Raw genomic sequence first — 21,121 nt, 5'->3', positions numbered from 1 at the left:
TAATAACAAATTCACTGAATTTGATGATCAAATTCAGTGAATTTGTTTTGTAATTTCAGTGAAATTACTTTTCAACCAAATAGCTCTTGATTCTTTCCAAGGCTTCTTTCAGTCGTGAACGCTGGGTGGCAATGTTAAAGCGCACATAGCCTTCGCCAGTCTTAGGTCCGTACATCGTACCAGGATTAATCCATACCTTAGCCTCATTGAGTAGCTTTTCGCATAGGGTCTGCGATGTGATGTTCATGGCCGAGATATCCACCCAAGGCAGATAAGTACCCTCCAGTTTGCAAACCTTCCACTGTGGTATATTAGCCTCAACAAACTCGCAAAGCAACTGATAGTTACCCCAGAGATACTGGTTCAGCTCATCAATCCAGTCTTCGCTCTCGTTATAAGCAGCTTTCAAGGCCACAGGACCGAATGGATTCAAGTCGCACACCTCGTTGATATTAATGGCACGATCCAATCGGCGGCGCCATGCAGGCCGCGAGCAGATGATATTAGCTGCCTGCAAACCGGCGATATTAAACGACTTTGAAGGCGAATTCAGGATGACACTATTTTGGCGACAAGCTTCGCTGACAGATGCGAAAGGTTGGAAGCGATAACCTGGCATCACGAGTTCGCAATGAATCTCATCGCTCACCACCTTCACCCCATGGCGAAGACAGATATCGTTCATCAGCGCCAGCTCCTTAGGTGTCCAGACTCTGCCACAGGGGTTGTGAGGGTTGCAAAGCAGGAAAACGGTAGTCTTCTCATCAGCGCATTTGGTTTCAAAATCCTCCCAATCCACCTCAAAGCTATCGCCAACACGCAAAAGCGCTGTTTCCAGTACTTCGCAACCGTTGTTCTTAACAGACGAGAAGAAGCAGTTGTAATCGGGCGACAGGATCAGCACCTTCTCACCTGGCATGGTAAGCGCCTTAATGGCCACACTCATGGCAGGAACAACACCTGTGGTATAGAGAATTTCTTCGCGATGGATTGTCCAATCGTGACGGCGCTGGAACCAAGAGATTACAGCCTCGTAGTAATCCTCCTCAACTACCGTATAGCCAAACACGCCATGCTCGGCACGCTTCGCAATAGCCTCCTGAATAGCCGGTGCTGCCTTGAAGTCCATATCAGCCACCCACAGAGGGATTATTTCCTTAAACTCGGAATTGCCCCCTGGCGGAAGCCAGCCCCCCGTTGAACGTGGGGCTTCCGCATCCCACTTTACGCATCCCGTTCCACGACGGGCCACTTCTTCATCGAAATCGTATTTCATTGTCTTGTCTCAATCACACAATTGTTAGGTTGACGTACATTCTCATCAATGGTTATTGAACCGATGGAATCGGCAATAATATGTCCACTGGTGGGGTTCTTGATATTCTCTATATGTCCTTTGATATCAGCCTCAACCTCTGAATATTCGAACACGCGGTCGCAAGCGGCATCAAAGGTACAGTTCTCGAGCACCAGGTTCTGGGCATAGCACAGCAACTGTTCGCCTGCCAGATGACAGTTTACCAAGCGTACATTCTTAGAGTGCCAAGCCAAATACTCACCATCCAGCGTTGAGTCGTAGATAGTGATATTCTCGCACTCCCAGAACGAATCCTTGGTTATGATATTAGCGTTGTGTATCTCAACATTCTTACAATACTGGAATACGTATTTTGCATCGCTCTCCAAGCCATCTACATAGATATTCTGTGAGAACATAAAGGGATAGGTTCCCTCATGTAACTTCACGTTCTTCAGTTTCAAACCATCTACCTTCCAGAATGTCTCGTCGGCATCGTTAATCACCACATTCTCCAGTTCCACATGCTTCATCTCACGGAAGAACTTGGGCCCGTCGATGATGCAATCCTTCATCACCAGATCGTTAGTGTACCAGATGGCCGAACGCGATCCGGGGGCAAAATAGCAACGTTCTATCTTGGCGCCATCAACATGCCACCAAGGATACTTACCATAAAATTTACTGTCGTAGCATTCCATATTCTGGCATTGCTTAATACCAGACTCTCCATCTACAATCGTTATTTCTTCTAATCTCAAATCATGAGTGGCAAACAGAGGCCTCTCGCCTCCAAATTCCTTACCCTTAATCAGTTTCATTGTTTTTGTATTATATTTATTCGTGTGCAAAGATACAAAGAAAAATCCGTAATTAGTGTATACAAATTACGGATTCTATTACCCATTTAAGGGTTTTTATAATTTTAAGAGAGAGAATATCACTTTATAGCAAGCAGATTGGAATCCAGAGGCTCCATTACTACCATACGACTGGTAAGATACATATTGTCCTGCGCCTCATTCATCTTGTAGGTCTTAACCGTTGTGAGGTTTGGTGCCTGAGAGCGGTAGAGGGTAACCTCGTAAGGAATATCGTAGCTCTGTTTGTCAGCATTCCACAGACTCACCTCTACGTTATAACCGTTCTTATAGTATTTATAGGTAAGACGGCTGCTCTTCTGCCACTCTTTCTTGGCATCATCCCAACTCAGCATCTCCTTATTGGCAAGGCGACCCTGCTCATCGTATTCGTAACGATATTCCATCTTCTGAGCCATAGGGTGCTCAGCATTCTGCTCGTAGACCTCAATCTTGTTGACTACGCCATCCTCCATATCTGCATTATACAGATAGTTTGACTCATTCGAGTTGATAGCGTTGAAGTACATGGTGAGTACCGTTGCTGCTGTGATGATTGCTTCCATACCTCTTACAGTTTTAATTGTTATTTTATCTGTTTGACGTTGCAAAGGTACGAAAAACTACACAAGCATTAAGTTATTTGAATGTTATCATTAGGTTAAATCTGTTTTGCCTCTGAGAAATAGAACTTTCTCAAAGGCATTTTAACGGCTTCGCCACTTACGTTAATCTCCTGCTGCAGCTTGATATCCTGCGATGATGCACCTACCTTAATGATATACTTACCAGGCTGGATGTTCCACTGGCGCTGACCATCATTAGTATAGAAACCTGACTGCTCGGTATACATCTTCACGCTAATCTTCTTGCTCTCACCTGGCTTCAGAGAAATACGGGCAAAGCCTTGCAGCTGAATAGGACGAATCTGCAGACTCTTATCGGCTGGCGAGAGATATATCTGTGCCACCTCATCGGCAGCTACCTTACCTGTATTCTTTACATCGAAGGTTAGATTAAAGCTCTCATCCTTGGTAGTAACCTCGGTAGTAGCCTCTAAGTTAGCATACTCGAAGGTGGTATAGCTCAAACCATAACCGAAGGGCCATGCAACACGTGCATCCTTCTCGGCAGCATAGTTGTAGCAAATGGGCTCGTTGATCTCTACGTTAGGATAGCTGACAGACAGCTTGGCCGATGGCGATACCTTACCATACAGGATATCGGCAACGGCATTACCACCCTCCTCGCCTGGATACCAGGCCTGAATGATGGCAGCACACTTCTCGGCTAAACCAGAGATAACCTGAGCTCTACCGCCAAACATCACCAGTACTACGGGTTTGCCTGTCTGGATGAGCTCCTCAACAAACTGCTCCTGCTTACCTGGCAAGCGCAGTCCCTGACGATCGCGGTTCTCGCCACAAAGCATCACGTTTTCACCCACAGCGGCAATAATCACATCGGCATCCTTAGCCATCTGCAGGGCTTCGGCCTTGTCGGCCTTTTCGCCCGCATCCACCTTACGATGCAGTAACTCGTACTCCCAAGCACGTGCATCGCCCAGCTCGCCGTATTTAGTCTCAATATCCTCAGTCCAGTCGCAACCACGCGAATACATCACGTTCACACCCTCGGGCTTGTGGTTCTGCATGCCTTCGAGCAGTTTCACGATGTGAGGATTCTCCGACTTATAGTCGACCTTCTTCCAGAAGTACGACATGGCAGGATAGGTATAGTCGCCACACATAGCCCAGATGGAATTGGCATTAGGACCAGTAAGGAGCACGTTCTTCACCTCCTTGAGTGGCAGCACGCCATTGTTTTCCAGCAGTACCACACTCTGGGTAGCGATATCGTAGGCTGTCTGGCGCTCCTCGGGCGTATCGAGCTTGATATCCTCCTTCGAGTAGAGATAAGCATCCTTATCGAACAATCCCATACGGAACTTGATACGCAGCACATTCTTCACGGCACGCTCCAGCACCTCGGGCTTAACCAGACCTTTATCGATAGCCTCCTGCAAAAGCTGGTAGTTGGCACCAAAGGGGAAGTCGACATCGTTACCACCATTGATGGCAGCGGCGGCCTTTTCTACGGCACTATCGATATTCGGAATCTGGTCGATAGCGGTATAATCGCTCACCACCATGCCATCGAAACCTACGTAACCACGCAGGATATCCTGCAGAATCTCGCTGTTAGCCACACATTTTGTGCCATGCACCTCGTGATAACCTGGCATCACAGCTACGCTACCAGCCAAACGGATCATAGTCTCGTGAGGCAACAGAATCTCTTCCATCATCTCCTTCTCGTCGGCATCGCCGCCGCCACCATAACCTAAGTAGTGTTTAGAGCAGGCGCCAACACCTTTCTTCAAGTCGCCCTGCTGCAAGCCGTTTACAAAAGCGGTACCCATCACAGCCGACAGGTAGCCATCCTCGCCATACGACTCCTCCAAACGATTGAAACTGGGAGTACGACACACATCGACCATTGGCGACAAGGCAAAGACACCCCCCATCTTACGCAGTTGTGTACTGGTCTGACGGGTTTTCAGTTCAGCCAACTCAGGGTTGAACGAACCTGCCTGACCTATCTGCTGGGGATAGATGGTAGAACTTAAGGTATTGATACCCGAGAGCACCTCTTCGTGCAAGAGGGCTGGGATACCGTTGGGGGTATGGTGCATCAGCCAGTCCTGAATGGCCACAGCACGATCGCGCAGTTCGTTCGGATCGCGAGGCTGCTGCATGCAGAACTGTGAGAAATGACCAATACCATAAGGAATCAGTTCCTTACACTTGGCTGTATCTAACTTGCCATCAGCATCAAAGAGTTCGTCCATATACATACTCTTCAGCTGTGCGATGCGCTCCTCCTGAGGCATCTTCTGGTAGAGTTCATCTATTTGCTGTTCCATGTCTGTTACTGTGTTACAACTTGTAATTAATGCAGCAAGCGCCATCATAGCCCAACTGCCAATAGTCTTAAGTTCCTTTTTCATTGGATAATACCTTATTTATTATTTAGTCTCGTACCACTTCTTCAGCACGTAGAAGGCCAGCTTCTTCTCGCCCTTATCACTTACCAGCCCCTTGCGGTTATAATAGTCCTGCACACCAGGCAGTACACGACGAGGCGAACGGAAGTCCTTCAGAATCCAAGGTGTGGTACCTGCCAGGCCCTCAATCTTATCGAGCATAGCGGTATTCTCCTTGTAGAGATTCTCCTGGAACTCCTCAGTCCAGCGCTGGTTCTTGGCACCATGATAGCCATAACGGGCACCGCCACCAAACTCGCTGATAATCACGGGTTTGTCGTAAGGAATCACCCACTTCATCTTTGGCGCATCGTTTACATCGCGATACCAACCGATGTACTGGTTGAAGCTTACCACATCTACATACTCGTTCATATTGTCGTTCAAACGGTTCACGTAGTTCGAGGCACCAGTAACCTCCATCGCCATCGAAATAAGGCGGGTGTTATCGAGTGTGCGAGCATACTTGGCCAAACCGCCCAAGAACTTATCACGCTCGGCTGAATGTGGGGTTTCGTTGGCGATACTCCAGATAATCACGTTAGCACGATTATGGTCGCGGGCAATCATATCGGTAAGCTGCTGCTTGGCATTAGCGAAGGTGTTTGGATTAGTCCAGGCGATGGTCCAGTAAACAGGAATCTCGCTCCATACCAGGATACCCATACGCTCAGCCTCGCGCACCATCTCCTCGTGGTGAGGATAGTGTGCCAGACGCACAAAGTTACAACCTAACTCTTTTGCCCACGAAAGTAATGTGTGAGCATCCTCAACGCTGTTGGCACGTCCGCCACCATTAGGCTTCTCATTGTGGATAGAGATACCTTTCAGGAAGATGGGCTTACCATTAAGCAGAATCTGCTTGCCACGTGTCTCGATAGTACGGAAACCGATAGAATCAGCAACCATACCTGTATCAAGCGTGAGCTGCACATCATAGCGTTTGGGGTTCTCAGGGCACCACAGCTGCAGTTTCTTGGCAGCCACCTTCAAGGTGCCACTTACCTGTCCATCGGCATCGGTAGTGAACTGCTGTTTCAACTTCAGTTCTGGGATATACACCTCTACCAGATGGCCAGCCTCCTTGGTATTCATCTTAGCCGAAAAGGCGAGCTCTCTCACCTTGGCCTTGTTGGCGGCCTTTTTCAGCTGCAGATCGTAGTTCTCCAGATAGTTAATAGGCACTTTTACCAGCTTCACATCACGGGTAATGCCACCATAGTTCCACCAGTCGAAAATCTGTGTAGGCACATCCTCGGCATGACGCTTGTTATCTACCTTAACAATCACAGTATTCTCGCCTTTTTTCAACAAATCGCTGATATCATAGTTGAATGGGGTAAAACCACCCACATGGTGACCAGCCTTCTTACCATTTACCCACACATGGCAATCGTAGTTTACAGCGCCAAAATACAGCAAGGTGCGGCATTCGGTCATAGGCACAGCCTGGAAACACTTCTTAAACCATACCGTTCCCTCGTAGAAGAACAGCTTTTCGTCCTGGGTATTCCAGTCAGAAGGAATCTTCATGGTTGGCGACTTATCGAAGTCGTACTCAATCAAATCCTCTGGCTTCTGGGACTTGGCATTGATAAAGAAACCATTGCGCATAGGTTTCATTCGATAATCATAGAAACCTTCCTCTTGCACATCGACGATATAGTTCCAATCGCCATTCAATGAACAGGTTTCGTAAGCATTGACATTCTGAATCAATGGCAACGTAAAATCGCCAGCTGACACTGTGAACACAACGCTCACAGACAGCATGAGTGTAGATAGCAACTTTTTCATATACCGTGTTTACTTGATAATCAAACCTCCGTTAGGCTGAATGGTTACCTTAGCCTTACCTCTCTTGTCAATTTTCAGCGAATTCATCGTAGGTTCTCCCTTCTGATTGTCGACATAGATAGTAGGCGTTTTACCTGTGAACATAGAGAGATCAAGAGTAAGTTTGAGGGGAACCTTCTGGGCATTCAAGCCAGCAATATACCAATCGGAACCATGGCGACGAGCCAAAACCACATACTTACCTGGGTAGCCATCAATGAAACGGGTTTCGTCCCAAGTAGCAGGTAACTGCTTCAGGAAGTCGAGTTCGAACTGTGGTAGCTCCTGCAGGTTGTTAGGATACATAGCCACACACTGAATAGAAGTCTGGTTGGTAATACCAGAAGCCATCTCGAAAATATCGGTAGTCTTACGAGAGTGACGACTCTTATTGTCGCGACTCAGATACTTATTCATGATTACGCCACCCCAATCCATCGAAGCAACAGCATTACGGCAGAAGGGATGCAAAGTAAGATCAAATGCCTCATGGATGGCAGCGCCTTCACCAAAGAACACGTTCTCACTGGCCAAGACAGCCTCGGAAGCTACATAGTTGGGGAACATACGCTCCCAACCGCGAGGTAAGGTACATCCGTGGAAGATAACCTGTATGTCATAACGGTTAGCATCTACCATAATATCTTCGTAAAGCTGTAAGGTCTCCTGCTTATCGCCACCAAAGAAGTCGACCTTGATGCCCTTAACACCAATCTGCTGTAACCACTTGAACTCACGATTACGGGCCAACGAAGAGTTCAGACAATTGCGTGGTCCCTGAGGCGCATCGTTCCAGTAGCCATTCGAATTATACCACAGCATAAGCGAAACGCCTTTCGACTGAGCATAACGAGAAAGCTCAACCATCTTGTCGCGACCTATCTGAGTGTCCCAAAGCGCATCTACCAGACAATACTCATAGCCCATCGTAGAAGCCAAATCAATCAGCTTCACCTGATCATCATAATTGGTGGCACTATCCTGCCAGATAAGCCAGCTCCAGGTATAGCGACCTGCCTTAAAATCGTAGGCAGGCTCGTAAAGCGGATCAACCACATCGTAACTGATAGTGGTTTCTACCAGTGGTTTCAAGGTAGAACCTACGGTTATCGTACGCCAAGGAGTCTCAGCAGGGAGCGATACGGCAACGAACTCTGAACCAAACCCTCCATTTTCGCCCTTATCGGGGAAAGCGATTGTATAGCCCACACCTGGCTGATAATCAGACACATGTGTTCCACAGTAAGTACCAGTAGTACCAGTTTCGCTCACCAGAGCCCAACCATCAGGCAGGTGGAACATCAAAGGGAAGGTATAGCCACGACCATAATGCGACTTCACGTTCATCTGTCCATCTACACTATAGCCTTCTTCATAACTGGGTTTGGTATTTGCCCATCCTGTCTTAGGACCTATCTGTGGAGAGATAAACGTTGTTGTTCCATCAGGAAAGTTAAAGCTGGTGGCCTCGCCAAAAATCAGCGCACGCTGAGTATCTCGAGGGCCTTTGGCTATACCATACTTGAATGCCACGTCGTTATCCGATACCATGAAAGTCACAGTCATCTGCAATTTCTGCTCGTTTTCGAGGGTTAGCAATAATTTGTTGGCCTTATAGTCGATGTGAGATGTCTTGATGGTACGCATATCGTAGTGCTTCTCAACAGCCTCTGTCTTGCTTGACACAATCTTCAGTCCGTTAGTTAAATCGCCGATACTGGTATTCAAGCCCAAATTGGATTTCGTCACCATCTGCTTGCCATCCAGCGACACGCTATAGGTAGCCTTGCCACCTTCATCGTCTACAGTAACTTCCAGATTTCCACTTGGTGATTTCACCTTCACCTCTTCTGCCCTACAAAGGCTTGCAACCAACAAGGCTGCCACAATACATACATTTTTGATCATAGTCTGTTAGAAAACAATTATAATTTTGGTTGCAAAGATACGAATTATCCACCAAGGTAGAAAGTTCCCCAGCGTTAACAAATTGTAAAAAATACACTTCTCCATGCAATCTTTTACACATTAGCTACTCTATATAAGCAAAAAACACTAATTTTGCAAACAAAAAAAACACAAAGCAACCTTTCCTCTCGGCCTCCGGGGCGTTTGGTAAAAGTTTGTTAAATAAATGCTTCATCATGCAAGAATTTGCTCCCTGTTGCATTTTTATCCATAAATAGCATCAACCTAATGATTATTACGAAACTCTAAAGACGTGAAAAAAGAATTATTACTATTGGCCTGTATGACGTTAGTTGTACAGCACACTGAAGCTCAGGACTACTTCTCTGCTGCTTCGGACTACGCTCGCCTGTATGTAGGGCCTATCGAGCCACAGTACCAGCTATCAACGTGGTACGACATTCCTTATTATAAAGGGAATACAAACATGTATCAAGGGCGAATAAGCTATTGTGGCGTAGTTTACGATCATGTAAAACTACGTTTCGATCAGCTGAAACAGCATGTGGTGGTATTATCCCCCATAGCTGGCATCTGCTGCCTGCCTGATCAGGAGCATGTAGACTGGTTTGAGATGGATGGTCACAGATACGTACACGATCCAGAAGACAGTACACGATATGCTTCTCTGCTATGTGACGGAACCACTAATGGCATTCGTCTTTATCATAGTGTATGGAAGGTTTTCAGCGGTGAAGAGCTCTTATTCGGAGAGAAGAAATATCTAAAGACTCTCAGCACCGAAGAATATTATACACTTATCACCGCCAACGGAGAAAAGCACCATGTAAAGCGTGCATCAGATATTACAAAGCTCATTCCTGAACAGAAAAAGCGGATCAAACAAGTAGTAAAACAGAATCGTCTCTCATTCTCAAATAACGAACGTGAGAAAAGTCTTGTGACAGTGGTTGAGAATATTTCAGGCGTACCATATCATAAACCAGAAAGGCAACAAGCAGAGAAACGGCAAACGCCCACTCTCTGCCGTCCTGCCACACCTATTGATGATAAGCAGCTTATATCAGGCATACCCGTTCTTGATACCGATACGATTTCAACTGGCTCGGCAAGAACTACGACTTATATAGTGCCTGGCGTAAAGAAAGCAAGAGCAAGTATTTCAGATGATCAGGAACTTGCCGAGATAGTAGTTGTAGCCGGACGACAGTCGGCCGTAAAAAGTACAACTATGAGTTCAGAGAAGTTCAAACCCCAGTTACTTAAAAACATCCCATCAGCCTTTGGCGAGTCGGATATTATGAAGATAGTACTCACTCTACCAGGTGTCACGACTGTAGGCGAGGCCTCAAGCGGATATAATGTGCGAGGAGGTGCAACAGATCAGAACCTGATAGTATTCAATGGAGGCACTGTATACAACCCGTCACACCTGTTCGGAATATTCACCTCGTTTAATTCAGATGCAGTTGAGGACGTGGAACTGTTTAAGTCAAGTATCCCAGCAGAATATGGAGGCAGAATAAGTAGCGTATTGAAAGTGAACTCGAAAGAGGCAAACATGCAAAAGCTGACAGGTTCGGCAAGTATTGGCGCACTTACCAGCAAGGCGAATATAGAGATCCCTATCGTCAAGGATCATGTATCACTCATGCTAAATGGCCGTACAACTTATAGTGATTGGATTCTCAAACTATTACCAGAAGACAGCGGCTACAAAAATGGTCATGCAAACTTCTTTGACCTTGGTGGCGTACTGACATGGAAACTGAATAATATGCACCGCCTTAAGATATATGGATACTGGAGCCATGATAAGTTTTCGTTCAGTTCAGAGGACAATTACGGATATCAGAATCGTAACATCTCGGCAGAGTGGCGCTCTATCCTGAATGAGAAAACAACAGCTACCCTTTCTGTCGGACTTGACCACTATGACTATTTCAACGAGGAATGGGGCACGCCATCCATGGCTGCACGACTGAGTTTCGGTATCGATCAGTTATGGGGTAAGCTGCATATTCGTCAGCGTTTGTCTGATAAGCAGACGCTCTCGTATGGCCTTTCGATGCAACATTATAATGTGCAGGCTGGTAAATATGAGCCTCTGGGCGAAGAATCATGCATCAAAACAGACCAAATACAAAAAGAGAAGGCATTGGAGAGTGCTGCATATATAGAATACGAGCATTCGCTCACAGAGAAGCTGTCTGTTTCAGCAGGTTTACGCTATTCTATGTTTAATGCACTTGGACCTCGCGATGTTAATCATTATACTGAGGGAGAACTTCCTTCAGAGTCGACATGGCTGGAGACACGCCATGAAACAGGTATTATCAAGACCTATCACGCACCAGAGATACGCTTGTCGGCTCGCTACGCATTAAAGGATAATCTCTCATTGAAAGCAGGTTTCAACACGATGCATCAATACATCCACAAAGTGTCGAATACCTCCATCATGTCGCCTACAGATATATGGAAGCTCTCCGATCTTAATATCAAACCACAGAATGGATGGCAAGTGGCAGCAGGAATCTATCATGAGACTGCCGGAAAAAAATATGAGTTATCTGCAGAGGTGTACTACAAGCATATTGGTGATTATCTTAATTATCGCAGTTCAGCAGTTCTGCTGATGAACCCTCACCTTGAGACTGATGTTATCTCGACAAAGGGAAAAGCCTATGGCATAGAACTGCAAGCGAAGAAGCCTTTAGGCAAACTGAATGGATGGGTAAGTTATACATACTCACGTTCACTGCTACGTCAGGACGACAAGAGGGTAGCAATGCCTCTGAACGATGGCGATTGGTATCCTTCTGAATATGACAGACCTCATGAGGTTAAGGCTACGCTCAACTTCAAGCTTACAGAGAGGTATAGTTTTTCCAGCAATTTCAACTATGCCACTGGTCGCCCGACTACAGTACCTGCCGGCAAATACTACAGTTTCGATAGCTACAAGTATATGCCATATTACACAGATCGCAACACCTACCGTATTCCAGACTATATGCGTTTGGATCTAGCGTTTAACATAGAACCCACTCATAAACTGACATCCTTCCTCCACACATCGTTCTCTATAGGTGTATATAATGCCCTTGCACGTAAGAATGCCTATAATATCTACTATGTCAATGAAGGAGATGAAATTAAAGGGTACAAGCTGTCTGTGTTTGGCACAGCCATTCCTTATGTCTCACTAAATATACGGTTCAACTAAATGATGAAAAAATGAAAAAGGACAAGTTATATATCATCCTATGCCTCATCTTAGCCACTATCCTGTCGGGCTGTATTGAGGAATATCAAGCTGAAATACCAACAACGGATTCCGACATACTCGTTGTTAATGGTACGATACGTTCTTCAGAACAGAACACATTCATCCTGTCACTTACGCAGGCTATCAATTCTGACCCGATGCTCAAATTTGCAGAGCATGCTATAGTCTCTGTACGCGGAACTGACGGTTCTGAATATGAAGTCGATGGTTTCTATGGCGTATATTCATGTTGGATTGGTGAACTTAATCCTGACGTAGAGTATTACCTCCATATTGAATACGATGGCGATGTTTATGAATCCGAGCCCCAGAAACCCTTACGTACAGAAAAAATTGCAGATGTCAGTGTGGTACAGAACACACCTGAAAGCAACATAGACATACTCGTAACACCAGACGCGCCCTTCAACCCTGACAAAACAAATTACTATTCGTGGGAATGCGACGAGACATGGGAAGTACATTCTGAGTACAGAACAACCATCTATTATGATATAGACCTAAAGAAGGCAGTATATAATGACAAACAGTTTCCTTGGCGTGGATGGAAAGATGCTACAAAATCATTTATGGTTGGAGCAAGTAATAATTACGAAGGCCAACATATCCAAAGACTCAAGATATACGATATAGATCGTAGCGATGAGCGCGTATATTACAAGTATAGCGGTCTGGTACATCAACGTGCCATCAGCAAAGCAGAATACGAGTATGAACTGGCATGTAAGCAAGCCAGTTCTGAGATGGGAGGACTGTTCACACCTCAACCATCCTCTCTGCCTACTAACATCCGCTGTCTGACTTCCTCCAGACACGTGATTGGATTTGTGGGGTGTGCGATGAATACAAGTGCTTACAGATTCTTCCTCAATGCCGATGATTATTCTATTGAATATCCTCCATATGAAGACACCCGCTTATGGGTTGAGAATCCCAGTGATATGAACTGCATCCGATTGTTAGAGAAAGGCATGTTCCTATGCGCATGGATAGATGAGAGATTAGCTGGGAAAGACTTACAAACGGCATGGGCGTTCCAAGAACAACTCGATGTCAGATATAAAGGCGCATATACCGACGAACCTTCTTTTTGGTCATTCACAGAAGACGACGACAACCTCCAATCGTCTGATATAAAATAAAATCCATATGAACAACAGATTATTATCACTTATCACAGTTTTGGCGCTAAACCTCAGCACCTGGGCCACAAACATTGAGACTGACCGCCAATGGTATTTAGCTGGCGAAGCAATGAAGGTGAACATCACCACTGATCATGCACTAATCGCTTACGCAGAACTATGCGACACGCATAGTCTGGTAGCTGGTAATTCGATCAGTCTTAACAAAGGAAAGGGTGCTACTACTATCGAGTTGCCATCCAACCTCCATAGTGGATACTATGTACTTTCAGCATATACCCGTGATAACGCAAATGTTTCAAACAAGCTGATTGCCATCATAAACCCCCTACGCAAGAATAAAGACGACGATATCGAATGGATAAAGGACGACAGTTGTTGGGTGAGTGGTATGGGAACATCCGACTTGGTAAGCAATAAAGCCATCGATATACGTGAGACGGAAGGTCACATCATCAAAGCGCACGTAAAGAACATACATGCAGGCAATAGTTTCACGAGCAGTCAGGTGTATCCTTCATTAAGCATCATAGGAAAACAGATACATTATTTTGAAGGGAAGATGATTAACGACACTACAGCCATCTTTTACACCTATGGTATTCATGGCAAGCAACCGCTCGTGCTCTCTGCCATATCATCTACAGACGTGAGTCTGCCTATTGAGATGATTAATCCATTTGCTGTCATGCTCCCAAGAGAACTACCACATCTGGTGTTCCACTACAAACGCAGTGAGGTTGAAAACCGTTCAATGGATATGCAACGGCATCAGATTGGCATCGCACCAGTCAAGCACGAGTTACAAATAGGCGACCATTCAGATGACACAGCCGAAGACGTTGAGCCATTAGGCTATGACGAAAAGGTGATCGGCACTCTACCTGACCTAAGTTATAATCTTGACGAATACCGACAGTTCCGCACAATCAGGGAGGTACTACTTGAATATGTACAATGTGTAAGCAACAGAAAAATAAATGGCGTATCGAAGCTGGTTGTCCGCAAGGAAGATGCCGCCTACGATACCTCATGGCCAACAATGGTATTGATAGACGGTATGCCAGTTCTCGATATAGAGCGGCTACTGAACTATGATGCCCGACGTATTCATTATATCAACATCTATAGTGGGCAATACACCTTTGGACATAGCGTATTTAACGGCATTCTGTCATTTGTAACACGCTCAGGTCGTCTAACCAACTATCCAACAGAGCCCAATATGCAGTATCTGGTGTATAATTTTCCAGAATGAGGTTCGAAATTCTGTAAATAATTTGGTATTTATCCCGATTTGCACTATCTTTGCACACTGTTATGCATACTAATAAGTATAAATACGTGTCGATAGTGAGTGCAGTAGCAGTTTTGCTGTTGCTGGCACTATACATGTGGATGACTTATCGTTCGGTAACCAAGGATATCACAGAACGTGCTGGCAACCAACTCACTTGGGCCATGTTTTATGAGAGTTACACCCGTGCCGATCTGGTTACAGCCGACGACACACTCAGCTTGTCAGAAGCGCGAGGCAATATCTCACTTGAGTCTTCCGTCGAGGGCATGAACGACGCCTTGAGCAAGGATTACCACTCAGAGATATCACTCAATACAGTGGCACAATATGTAGATTCCCTGTTATCAGTAGCCGAGATAAACCGCAATGTGACCATCCTTGAGGTCGATGCTTCGAGAAAGATTATCAGAAAGAACAACGATCGCAACACATCGTGGTCGCTATTGACTAAGCCCATCAGCATACGTAGAGACCAATCACGCGCCATTCAGTTAGCGCTTAACAATCCCTACCCTGAGTTGGCTCAGAAATTGAGCCCTCTCTTCCTGTTGAGCGCCTTTATCCTTGGTTTCTTCGCTATCATCATCGTCCAACTATTAAAGTTCATCACTGAGCAGGAACAAATGGCAGAACTACGCAACGACTTCTCGTATGCAATGGTTCACGACATGAAATCGCCGCTTTCATCGATTATTATGGGTGCACACTTCCTCCATAGTGGTAAGGTTGACGACAAACCACAGATTAAAGACAAGTACTATACCATCATCGAGGAAGAAGCCGAACACCTGTTAACCCTCGTCAATAAGCTACTCACCATTTCGAAACTCGAGAACAAGAAGCTGATTCTGAATAAGTGGGATATAGATATCGAACCAATAATTGACGATTTGATCGAGAAAGCAAAGGCTAAGGCCGACAAGCCATTAGAGATTATAACCGACCTGAAGATAAAGAACGTACTGGCCGATGAGCAATATCTTACCGAGGCTATTGCAAATCTGCTGGACAACGCTATCAAATACTCTAAGGAGGAGATAAAAATCAAGATTTCATCGATAGATACAGACAAGAATGTGCTCTTAAAGGTACGCGATAACGGCATAGGAATCACCAAAGAAGAACAGCAGATTATCTTCGACAAGTTCGGTCGTGCCGCCATCCACGAAAAGAACCGCAAAGGCGGCGTATCAGGCTTCGGCCTAGGTCTGAACTATGTAGACCAGGTGATGCAAGCCCATGGTGGAAAGGTCACCGTATCCAGTGAGAAAGACAAATATTCTGAATTTACACTTTATATCCCAAAGAACGTATGATCAAGTTATTGTTAGTTGAAGACGACGAATCGCTCGCTTACATCGAGAAGACAGGTCTGGAAGACATTATTGGCGGTTATGAGGTAAGCACAGCCAAAAATGGTAAGGAAGGCGTGAAAGCTTGGGAAGAGATTCACCCTGACGTTATTATCTCAGATATCGATATGCCTGTCATGAATGGTTTCGAAATGGTTGAGCGCATTCGCGAGACAGATGGCGACGTGATTATCATCTTCACCTCAGCCCTCACCTCGCCTAACGATGTAAAGGCGGGCTATCGTCTAGGCATCAATAACTACGTCAAAAAACCATTCGTTCCTGAAGAGCTCGACGCTCATATCCAAGCGCTTATGAAAATGCGTGGTGGCGCCAAGACTCAGAATGAAACCAGCCACTACAAACTGGGAAAATTCACGCTGGACGCCAATCACGCCACTCTTCGCAACGACGATACAGGCGTATCCCAAACCATCACCCAGCGAGAGGCACAAATACTGCAACTGCTGGCAGAGAACAAGAACAACGTAGTTCGCAGAGAAGCAATCCTGAGTCGATTCTGGAATACTGAAGATGATTATTTCGCGAGTCGTTCGCTCGATGTTTTTGTGAATAAACTCAGAAAGGTTTTGAGCGACGAGCCCAAGATTAATCTCAAAACAGTTCGTGGTATTGGGCTCCAATTGATAGTAGAAGCTTAAATTCGAAGCTACAATGCAGCATGAGTACGTCCGTGAACGCACTTGAGTACGCCCGTAAGCGCACTCGAGTGCGTACGTAAGCGTACTAATAGCCACCTATCATTAATCAATTGGCTTGTATGGATCCATGGTCTTCAAAACAAGAGGAATACCAGGAGTTGCTAAAAGCCAAGCAGCAAAGGGCCACCAAGTTTGAGCGGGAATGCCCACCAAGCACAATGTAACAATCCAGAAAACAACATCACCAATAATAATTGGTATGATGCTGCGGGTATATTCGTAGACACAGGCTTCAACTAGTGCAACCAGAACCCCAGACACCACCAGCATCGAATTTCCCGCTACCATACTAAATAAGCCTATTATAATTGCAAACACTGGGATAACAATAACTGGACGATGCTTCCATTCCAAGATCTCACGAAGCACAGCACCATAAATAACCAAATTACCTGTTGCTTCTGCAACACAAAGTATTAATATGGAATAAATCGGATGCTGACGCATCCAAGCATATGCCTCTTTTACTAAGGCATCATTCTCAGCAACTTGAAAAACATCTTCCATCGAACACTGCAAGACTGCCAAGCCTGCCATAACAAGCATCACACCTGCAGCAACCTTTAGACGAACAGAACTCCGCTCAGGAATACGGCCTAAGGAATAATTTGCAAAACCAAATTTCAGGAAAACCCAGTTTAGAACAATACACAATAAGATAACAGATGCTGAAGCAGCATAAACCATCACACTCATCGACGTGTCAGCTCCTACCTCTTCGCCTCTGAAACCTTCGATGAAACCGGCAACAAACCCTACCACAGCACCTCCAATGAACATCACAACGAGTGTGATGCCCAATGCCAAAAGTAGATACATTATTGCCTTCTTCATCGCCTTTGTATTATTATATCTGAGTGCAAAGGTACGATGAAAATCTTAAAAACCGACAAAAAGATATGTTATCTTTAGGTTAAATCTTTTAACTTATTTCTCTTTATAGATAACATTGTTGGCTCCACTGGTAATCTTCAAAGCTTCAGGATGCTCCTTGATAAACGAATCAATGTGGCGTACACGCTTCTCCTCGAGAATCTCATCCACAGCTATCAGGATACCAGTCTCCTCAACATCGCCAAAGCCATAGTTGATAGCAGTACCAAAGAGCTTCATAGTTGGCGAAAGACTCATATAAGCATTTACCAATGGTGGAATGTTATAACCCAATTTACGGATTTCACCATTCAACACACGATAGTCTTCCTTGAAAGACTTTCCACTAAAGAGGCATTCCAATTCCTTTGGATCAGTATCCATTTCCAGCGGTTTCATCGGGATAATAAGCTTCTCCTTATCATCAAAATGCTTCTTCAGGAAATAAAGAATCATATCGCGTCCCTTGCGTATGTACGAAGGATACATGGTCATCTTGCCAAAAAAATACTTCACATTTGGTTTGATAACAGTAAGTGCTCCAAGACCATCCCAAAGATTATCCAAGGCAAACAAGCTCTTTGCACCCATACGAGAACTCTGATAGGGAAGAGAGACAAATGAACGTCCGAGCTCGATAGTCCAAGGCGCATACTCTTTGATAAAACGATCAGAGAAGTGAAACATGTGACTCGTTGCCAAGATAGGTTGCCCCTTTTCATCGTATTCCCAATCGGTACCAAGCAGATAACGGTAACCTCCAATGATCTCCTCTGCCTCAGGATTCCACACAATCAACTGCTTGTAACAATTGTCACAAGTATCGAATTCATCGATATCCATATCCTTGCCAGTACCTCCACCAGCCTCACGGAAAGCAATCTCACGCAACCTACCGATTTCCTTCATGACATTAGGCGCGTTGTGTGCCGTAATGACATAAATCTCATTATGGCTTTTATTGGTCATACGAAGCTGACGCTCTGGAGTGAGTTCACTCTTCAGAATCTCCTTGGCTATTGGCTGGATAATTTCCTGTTCCATTCTCTCTTTCTTAAATAGTTTATAGTTTATAGACTTGTTCTCTCACAAATTCAGCCCATTCCATCGGCGTTTTCGACTTATCAAACGTCTGCCAGGGTATAGGCTTTCCTATCTTCACTTCGAAGGTCTTATGCACGTTTTTATACATTTCATCAACCAAAAACAGCATCGCCAGATTAAAAGGCAGGTGTTTATCGCTGAAGTTGGCCAATCGATAGAAGAACTTGCTGTTTTCCCCACTGAAGTGGATGGGAACCACATCGCGCCGATACTCTATGCTCTTCGAAATAAAGGTTTTCTTCCAAGGAATATCCCTGATTACTCCGTTCTGCTTTCGCGAGCAGATACCTGCCGGAAACATCAGCATATGATGATCACTCTTGAATCCAGCCTCAACCATAGCAGGAAAGTTGCGACTCTGATTCCCCGTCTTGTTGATAGGAATACACAATGGAGCGAGTCCTGGCAGATTCATCAACAAATCGTTAACCAGATAGCGGAAACGTCCATTATAGAACCTTCCGATGATGGCACCAAGTGCTACACCATCCTCACCGCCAAGAGGGTGATTACTTACGAAAGTATATAGTTTACCATCGTTAGGATCAGGCAGGTTCTCCTTTCCAACAATATTGAGGGTCATATCGAGGTATTTCACGCATTCCTCCAACCACTCTACGCCTACTTTATCGCGACTTTCCCAAAGGAAAGCATTTACCTGGTCCTGATGAGCAATCTTCTTCAGCCAATTAACTAACGGTCGAGGCACAAATTTAGCCTTTGCGCCCATCTTTCCTTTGAGGATCTGATCGATGTCAATCGTATGCTCAGTCACTGTTGTCATTTCTCTCATTCACTAACAAGTTGCAAAAATAGCACATTTCTTTGAATAATGAGCAAAAAAAGGAGAAAAAACATTGTTTTTAAATGTATTTAGGACACGAAGGGGGCCTAAATCAACAAAAAAAGGTTAAAATCAAAAAAAAGTGGGGAATTGTGGTGTAAAGTGGGGAAAAATGACTAACTTTGCGGCAAATAAATTATTAAATAGGTACGTATGCGTTTTATAGGTAATATAGAGGCAAAAACCGACGCTAAAGGAAGAGCCTTCCTCCCAGCCGTTTTCCGCAAGGTGCTGCAGGCATCTGGCGAGGAAAACCTGGTAATCAGGAAGGACGTTTTCCAGAACTGTCTGGTACTCTATCCTGAAAGCGTATGGAACGAGCGACTGGATTTACTGAAGTCGCAGTTAAGTCCTTGGAAGCAAGCACACCAACAGATTTTCCGTCAGTTCGTATCAGAAGCCGAGGTTGTAACCCTTGATGGCAATGGTCGTTTCCTCATCTCAAAGCGTCTGCTTAAAGCTGCAGAGATAGACCAAGACATACAGTTCATCGGCATGGACAACACGATTGAGATCTGGGCTCCCGAACGACTGAAGTTAACACAGAAGAGCGAAGAAGAATTCGGCATCGAACTTGAGAACATCATGAATAACTGTGATTCCTTATGATAACCACAGCAGAGACATACCATGTACCCGTGCTCCTCAACGAGAGCATTGACGGACTTGATATCAAGTCCGACGGCATTTATATTGACGTAACCTTTGGTGGAGGCGGACACAGCAAGGAAATACTGCGTCGACTTGGTAAAAACGGACATTTATACAGTTTTGACCAAGACCCTGATGCAGAAAAGAACATTGTCAACGACCAACGTTTCACCTTTGTCAGGAGCAACTTCAGATATCTGAAGAACTGGATGCGCTACTACGGAGTAGACCATATCGACGGTTTGCTCGCTGATTTAGGGGTATCAAGTCATCACTTTGATGACGAAACGCGTGGTTTCTCATTCAGATTCGATGCGCCACTTGACATGAGAATGAACAAGCGTGCCGGAGCTACAGCAGCCGAGCTGCTTAACAACTACGGCGAGGAGCAGTTAGCAGATATTTTCTACATCTACGGAGAACTGAAAAATGCCAAAAGAATCGCAGCCGCCATCGCTAAGGCGCGCAGCGAGAAAGCGATAGAGACCACAGGCGACCTCATGAGCATCACTGAAAAACTGTTTCAGCGGGAAAGAGAGAAAAAAGAGATGGCTAAGATGTTTCAGGCGCTTCGCATAGAAGTCAACCACGAGATGGATGCTCTGAAAGAAATGCTGTATGGAGCAAAGGACATGCTTGGTGAAGGTGGGCGCCTTTCAGTTATCACCTATCACTCGCTCGAGGACCGCATCGTCAAGAACATGATGAAGGCCGGCAACGTAGAAGGTAAGATCAAACAAGATTTCTTCGGACGCATTGAAGCACCTTTCCGCCTGGTCAACAACAAAGTTATTGTACCCAGTGACCAGGAACAGCAGCAGAACCCACGCAGCAGAAGTGCCAAATTGAGAATCGCAGAAAGATTGTAAC

General features: G+C 45.2%; 16 protein-coding genes. 7 read left to right on the top strand and 9 right to left on the bottom strand.

Annotated elements, in window-relative coordinates:
- Positions 1 to 64: 64 nt before the first annotated feature.
- The 6 genes from T491_RS0105745 to T491_RS0105720 all read right to left on the bottom strand — a co-directional run bounded on the left by T491_RS0105745 (position 65) and on the right by T491_RS0105720 (position 8,947).
- Complete coding sequence (locus T491_RS0105745; protein WP_028903039.1) at positions 65 to 1,276, bottom strand: MalY/PatB family protein; 1,212 nt, start codon at positions 1,274 to 1,276, stop codon at positions 65 to 67.
- Positions 1,273 to 2,118 (bottom strand): DUF3737 family protein, encoded by an 846-nt coding sequence (locus T491_RS0105740; RefSeq protein WP_028903038.1) that lies wholly within the window; start codon positions 2,116 to 2,118, stop codon positions 1,273 to 1,275. Before T491_RS0105740 ends, T491_RS0105745 begins: the two co-directional genes overlap by 4 nt.
- Positions 2,119 to 2,237: 119 nt before the next feature.
- Complete coding sequence (locus T491_RS0105735) at positions 2,238 to 2,723, bottom strand: DUF3836 domain-containing protein (protein WP_028903037.1); 486 nt, start codon at positions 2,721 to 2,723, stop codon at positions 2,238 to 2,240.
- A gap of 95 nt (positions 2,724 to 2,818) precedes the next feature.
- Positions 2,819 to 5,167 (bottom strand): glycoside hydrolase family 3 C-terminal domain-containing protein, encoded by a 2,349-nt coding sequence (locus tag T491_RS0105730; protein WP_028903036.1) that lies wholly within the window; start codon positions 5,165 to 5,167, stop codon positions 2,819 to 2,821.
- An 18-nt stretch (positions 5,168 to 5,185) separates the two neighbouring features.
- Complete coding sequence (locus tag T491_RS0105725; protein ID WP_028903035.1) at positions 5,186 to 7,000, bottom strand: glycoside hydrolase family 2 protein; 1,815 nt, start codon at positions 6,998 to 7,000, stop codon at positions 5,186 to 5,188.
- A 9-nt stretch (positions 7,001 to 7,009) separates the two neighbouring features.
- Complete coding sequence (locus T491_RS0105720; protein ID WP_028903034.1) at positions 7,010 to 8,947, bottom strand: glycoside hydrolase family 97 protein; 1,938 nt, start codon at positions 8,945 to 8,947, stop codon at positions 7,010 to 7,012.
- A gap of 343 nt (positions 8,948 to 9,290) precedes the next feature.
- Between T491_RS0105720 and T491_RS15785 the strand changes: the two genes are divergently transcribed.
- The 5 genes from T491_RS15785 (at position 9,291) to T491_RS0105695 (ending at position 16,719) form a co-directional block, all read left to right on the top strand.
- Positions 9,291 to 12,197: a TonB-dependent siderophore receptor gene (locus T491_RS15785; RefSeq protein ID WP_051522993.1), complete on the top strand. Its 2,907-nt coding sequence runs from the start codon at positions 9,291 to 9,293 to the stop codon at positions 12,195 to 12,197.
- Between the two features lie 11 nt (positions 12,198 to 12,208).
- Entirely contained in the window at positions 12,209 to 13,402 is a 1,194-nt protein-coding gene (locus tag T491_RS0105710; RefSeq protein ID WP_028903033.1) for a DUF4249 domain-containing protein, read from the top strand.
- A gap of 7 nt (positions 13,403 to 13,409) precedes the next feature.
- Positions 13,410 to 14,663 (top strand): hypothetical protein, encoded by a 1,254-nt coding sequence (locus T491_RS0105705; protein WP_155950049.1) that lies wholly within the window; start codon positions 13,410 to 13,412, stop codon positions 14,661 to 14,663.
- A 62-nt stretch (positions 14,664 to 14,725) separates the two neighbouring features.
- Positions 14,726 to 16,021 (top strand): sensor histidine kinase KdpD, encoded by a 1,296-nt coding sequence (locus T491_RS0105700; protein WP_028903031.1) that lies wholly within the window; start codon positions 14,726 to 14,728, stop codon positions 16,019 to 16,021.
- On the top strand, positions 16,018 to 16,719 hold the full coding sequence (locus T491_RS0105695) for a response regulator transcription factor (protein WP_028903030.1): 702 nt from the start codon (positions 16,018 to 16,020) through the stop codon (positions 16,717 to 16,719). The genes T491_RS0105700 and T491_RS0105695 overlap by 4 nt, the downstream gene beginning before the upstream one ends.
- 102 nt (positions 16,720 to 16,821) lie before the next feature.
- Here T491_RS0105695 and T491_RS0105690 read toward each other — a convergent pair whose 3' ends face one another.
- The 3 genes from T491_RS0105690 to T491_RS0105680 form a co-directional block, all read right to left on the bottom strand.
- Positions 16,822 to 17,613, bottom strand: coding sequence for a hypothetical protein (locus T491_RS0105690; protein ID WP_028903029.1), 792 nt, complete (start codon positions 17,611 to 17,613; stop codon positions 16,822 to 16,824).
- Positions 17,614 to 17,706: 93 nt separating this feature from the next.
- A complete protein-coding gene (locus T491_RS0105685) occupies positions 17,707 to 18,696 on the bottom strand; it encodes a GNAT family N-acetyltransferase (protein WP_028903028.1) in 990 nt (329 codons plus the stop codon).
- A 19-nt stretch (positions 18,697 to 18,715) separates the two neighbouring features.
- Positions 18,716 to 19,540: a glycerol acyltransferase gene (locus tag T491_RS0105680; RefSeq protein ID WP_028903027.1), complete on the bottom strand. Its 825-nt coding sequence runs from the start codon at positions 19,538 to 19,540 to the stop codon at positions 18,716 to 18,718.
- A gap of 213 nt (positions 19,541 to 19,753) precedes the next feature.
- On the opposite strand from T491_RS0105680, the gene mraZ reads away from it, so the two are divergent.
- The gene (mraZ, locus tag T491_RS0105675; RefSeq protein ID WP_028903026.1) at positions 19,754 to 20,209 is read left to right on the top strand and encodes a division/cell wall cluster transcriptional repressor MraZ; all 456 of its coding nucleotides are present in this window, start codon (positions 19,754 to 19,756) and stop codon (positions 20,207 to 20,209) included.
- Positions 20,206 to 21,120 (top strand): 16S rRNA (cytosine(1402)-N(4))-methyltransferase RsmH, encoded by a 915-nt coding sequence (gene rsmH, locus T491_RS0105670; protein ID WP_028903025.1) that lies wholly within the window; start codon positions 20,206 to 20,208, stop codon positions 21,118 to 21,120. The genes mraZ and rsmH overlap by 4 nt, the downstream gene beginning before the upstream one ends.
- The last annotated feature ends 1 nt before the right edge of the window (position 21,121 follow it).

It is taken from the genome of Prevotella sp. P6B4 (genome assembly GCF_000619985.1).
Taxonomy (GTDB): domain Bacteria; phylum Bacteroidota; class Bacteroidia; order Bacteroidales; family Bacteroidaceae; genus Prevotella.
This window is presented reverse-complemented; position numbering and strand designations above follow the sequence as displayed.

Coding starts and splice junctions, on each gene's coding strand:
- T491_RS0105745 (WP_028903039.1), bottom strand. CDS start 1,276: ATGAAATACGATTTCGATGAAGAAGTGGCCCGTCGTGGAACGGGATGC.
- T491_RS0105740 (WP_028903038.1), bottom strand. CDS start 2,118: ATGAAACTGATTAAGGGTAAGGAATTTGGAGGCGAGAGGCCTCTGTTT.
- T491_RS0105735 (WP_028903037.1), bottom strand. CDS start 2,723: ATGGAAGCAATCATCACAGCAGCAACGGTACTCACCATGTACTTCAAC.
- T491_RS0105730 (WP_028903036.1), bottom strand. CDS start 5,167: ATGAAAAAGGAACTTAAGACTATTGGCAGTTGGGCTATGATGGCGCTT.
- T491_RS0105725 (WP_028903035.1), bottom strand. CDS start 7,000: ATGAAAAAGTTGCTATCTACACTCATGCTGTCTGTGAGCGTTGTGTTC.
- T491_RS0105720 (WP_028903034.1), bottom strand. CDS start 8,947: ATGATCAAAAATGTATGTATTGTGGCAGCCTTGTTGGTTGCAAGCCTT.
- T491_RS15785 (WP_051522993.1), top strand. CDS start 9,291: ATGACGTTAGTTGTACAGCACACTGAAGCTCAGGACTACTTCTCTGCT.
- T491_RS0105710 (WP_028903033.1), top strand. CDS start 12,209: ATGAAAAAGGACAAGTTATATATCATCCTATGCCTCATCTTAGCCACT.
- T491_RS0105705 (WP_155950049.1), top strand. CDS start 13,410: ATGAACAACAGATTATTATCACTTATCACAGTTTTGGCGCTAAACCTC.
- T491_RS0105700 (WP_028903031.1), top strand. CDS start 14,726: ATGCATACTAATAAGTATAAATACGTGTCGATAGTGAGTGCAGTAGCA.
- T491_RS0105695 (WP_028903030.1), top strand. CDS start 16,018: ATGATCAAGTTATTGTTAGTTGAAGACGACGAATCGCTCGCTTACATC.
- T491_RS0105690 (WP_028903029.1), bottom strand. CDS start 17,613: ATGAAGAAGGCAATAATGTATCTACTTTTGGCATTGGGCATCACACTC.
- T491_RS0105685 (WP_028903028.1), bottom strand. CDS start 18,696: ATGGAACAGGAAATTATCCAGCCAATAGCCAAGGAGATTCTGAAGAGT.
- T491_RS0105680 (WP_028903027.1), bottom strand. CDS start 19,540: ATGACAACAGTGACTGAGCATACGATTGACATCGATCAGATCCTCAAA.
- mraZ (WP_028903026.1), top strand. CDS start 19,754: ATGCGTTTTATAGGTAATATAGAGGCAAAAACCGACGCTAAAGGAAGA.
- rsmH (WP_028903025.1), top strand. CDS start 20,206: ATGATAACCACAGCAGAGACATACCATGTACCCGTGCTCCTCAACGAG.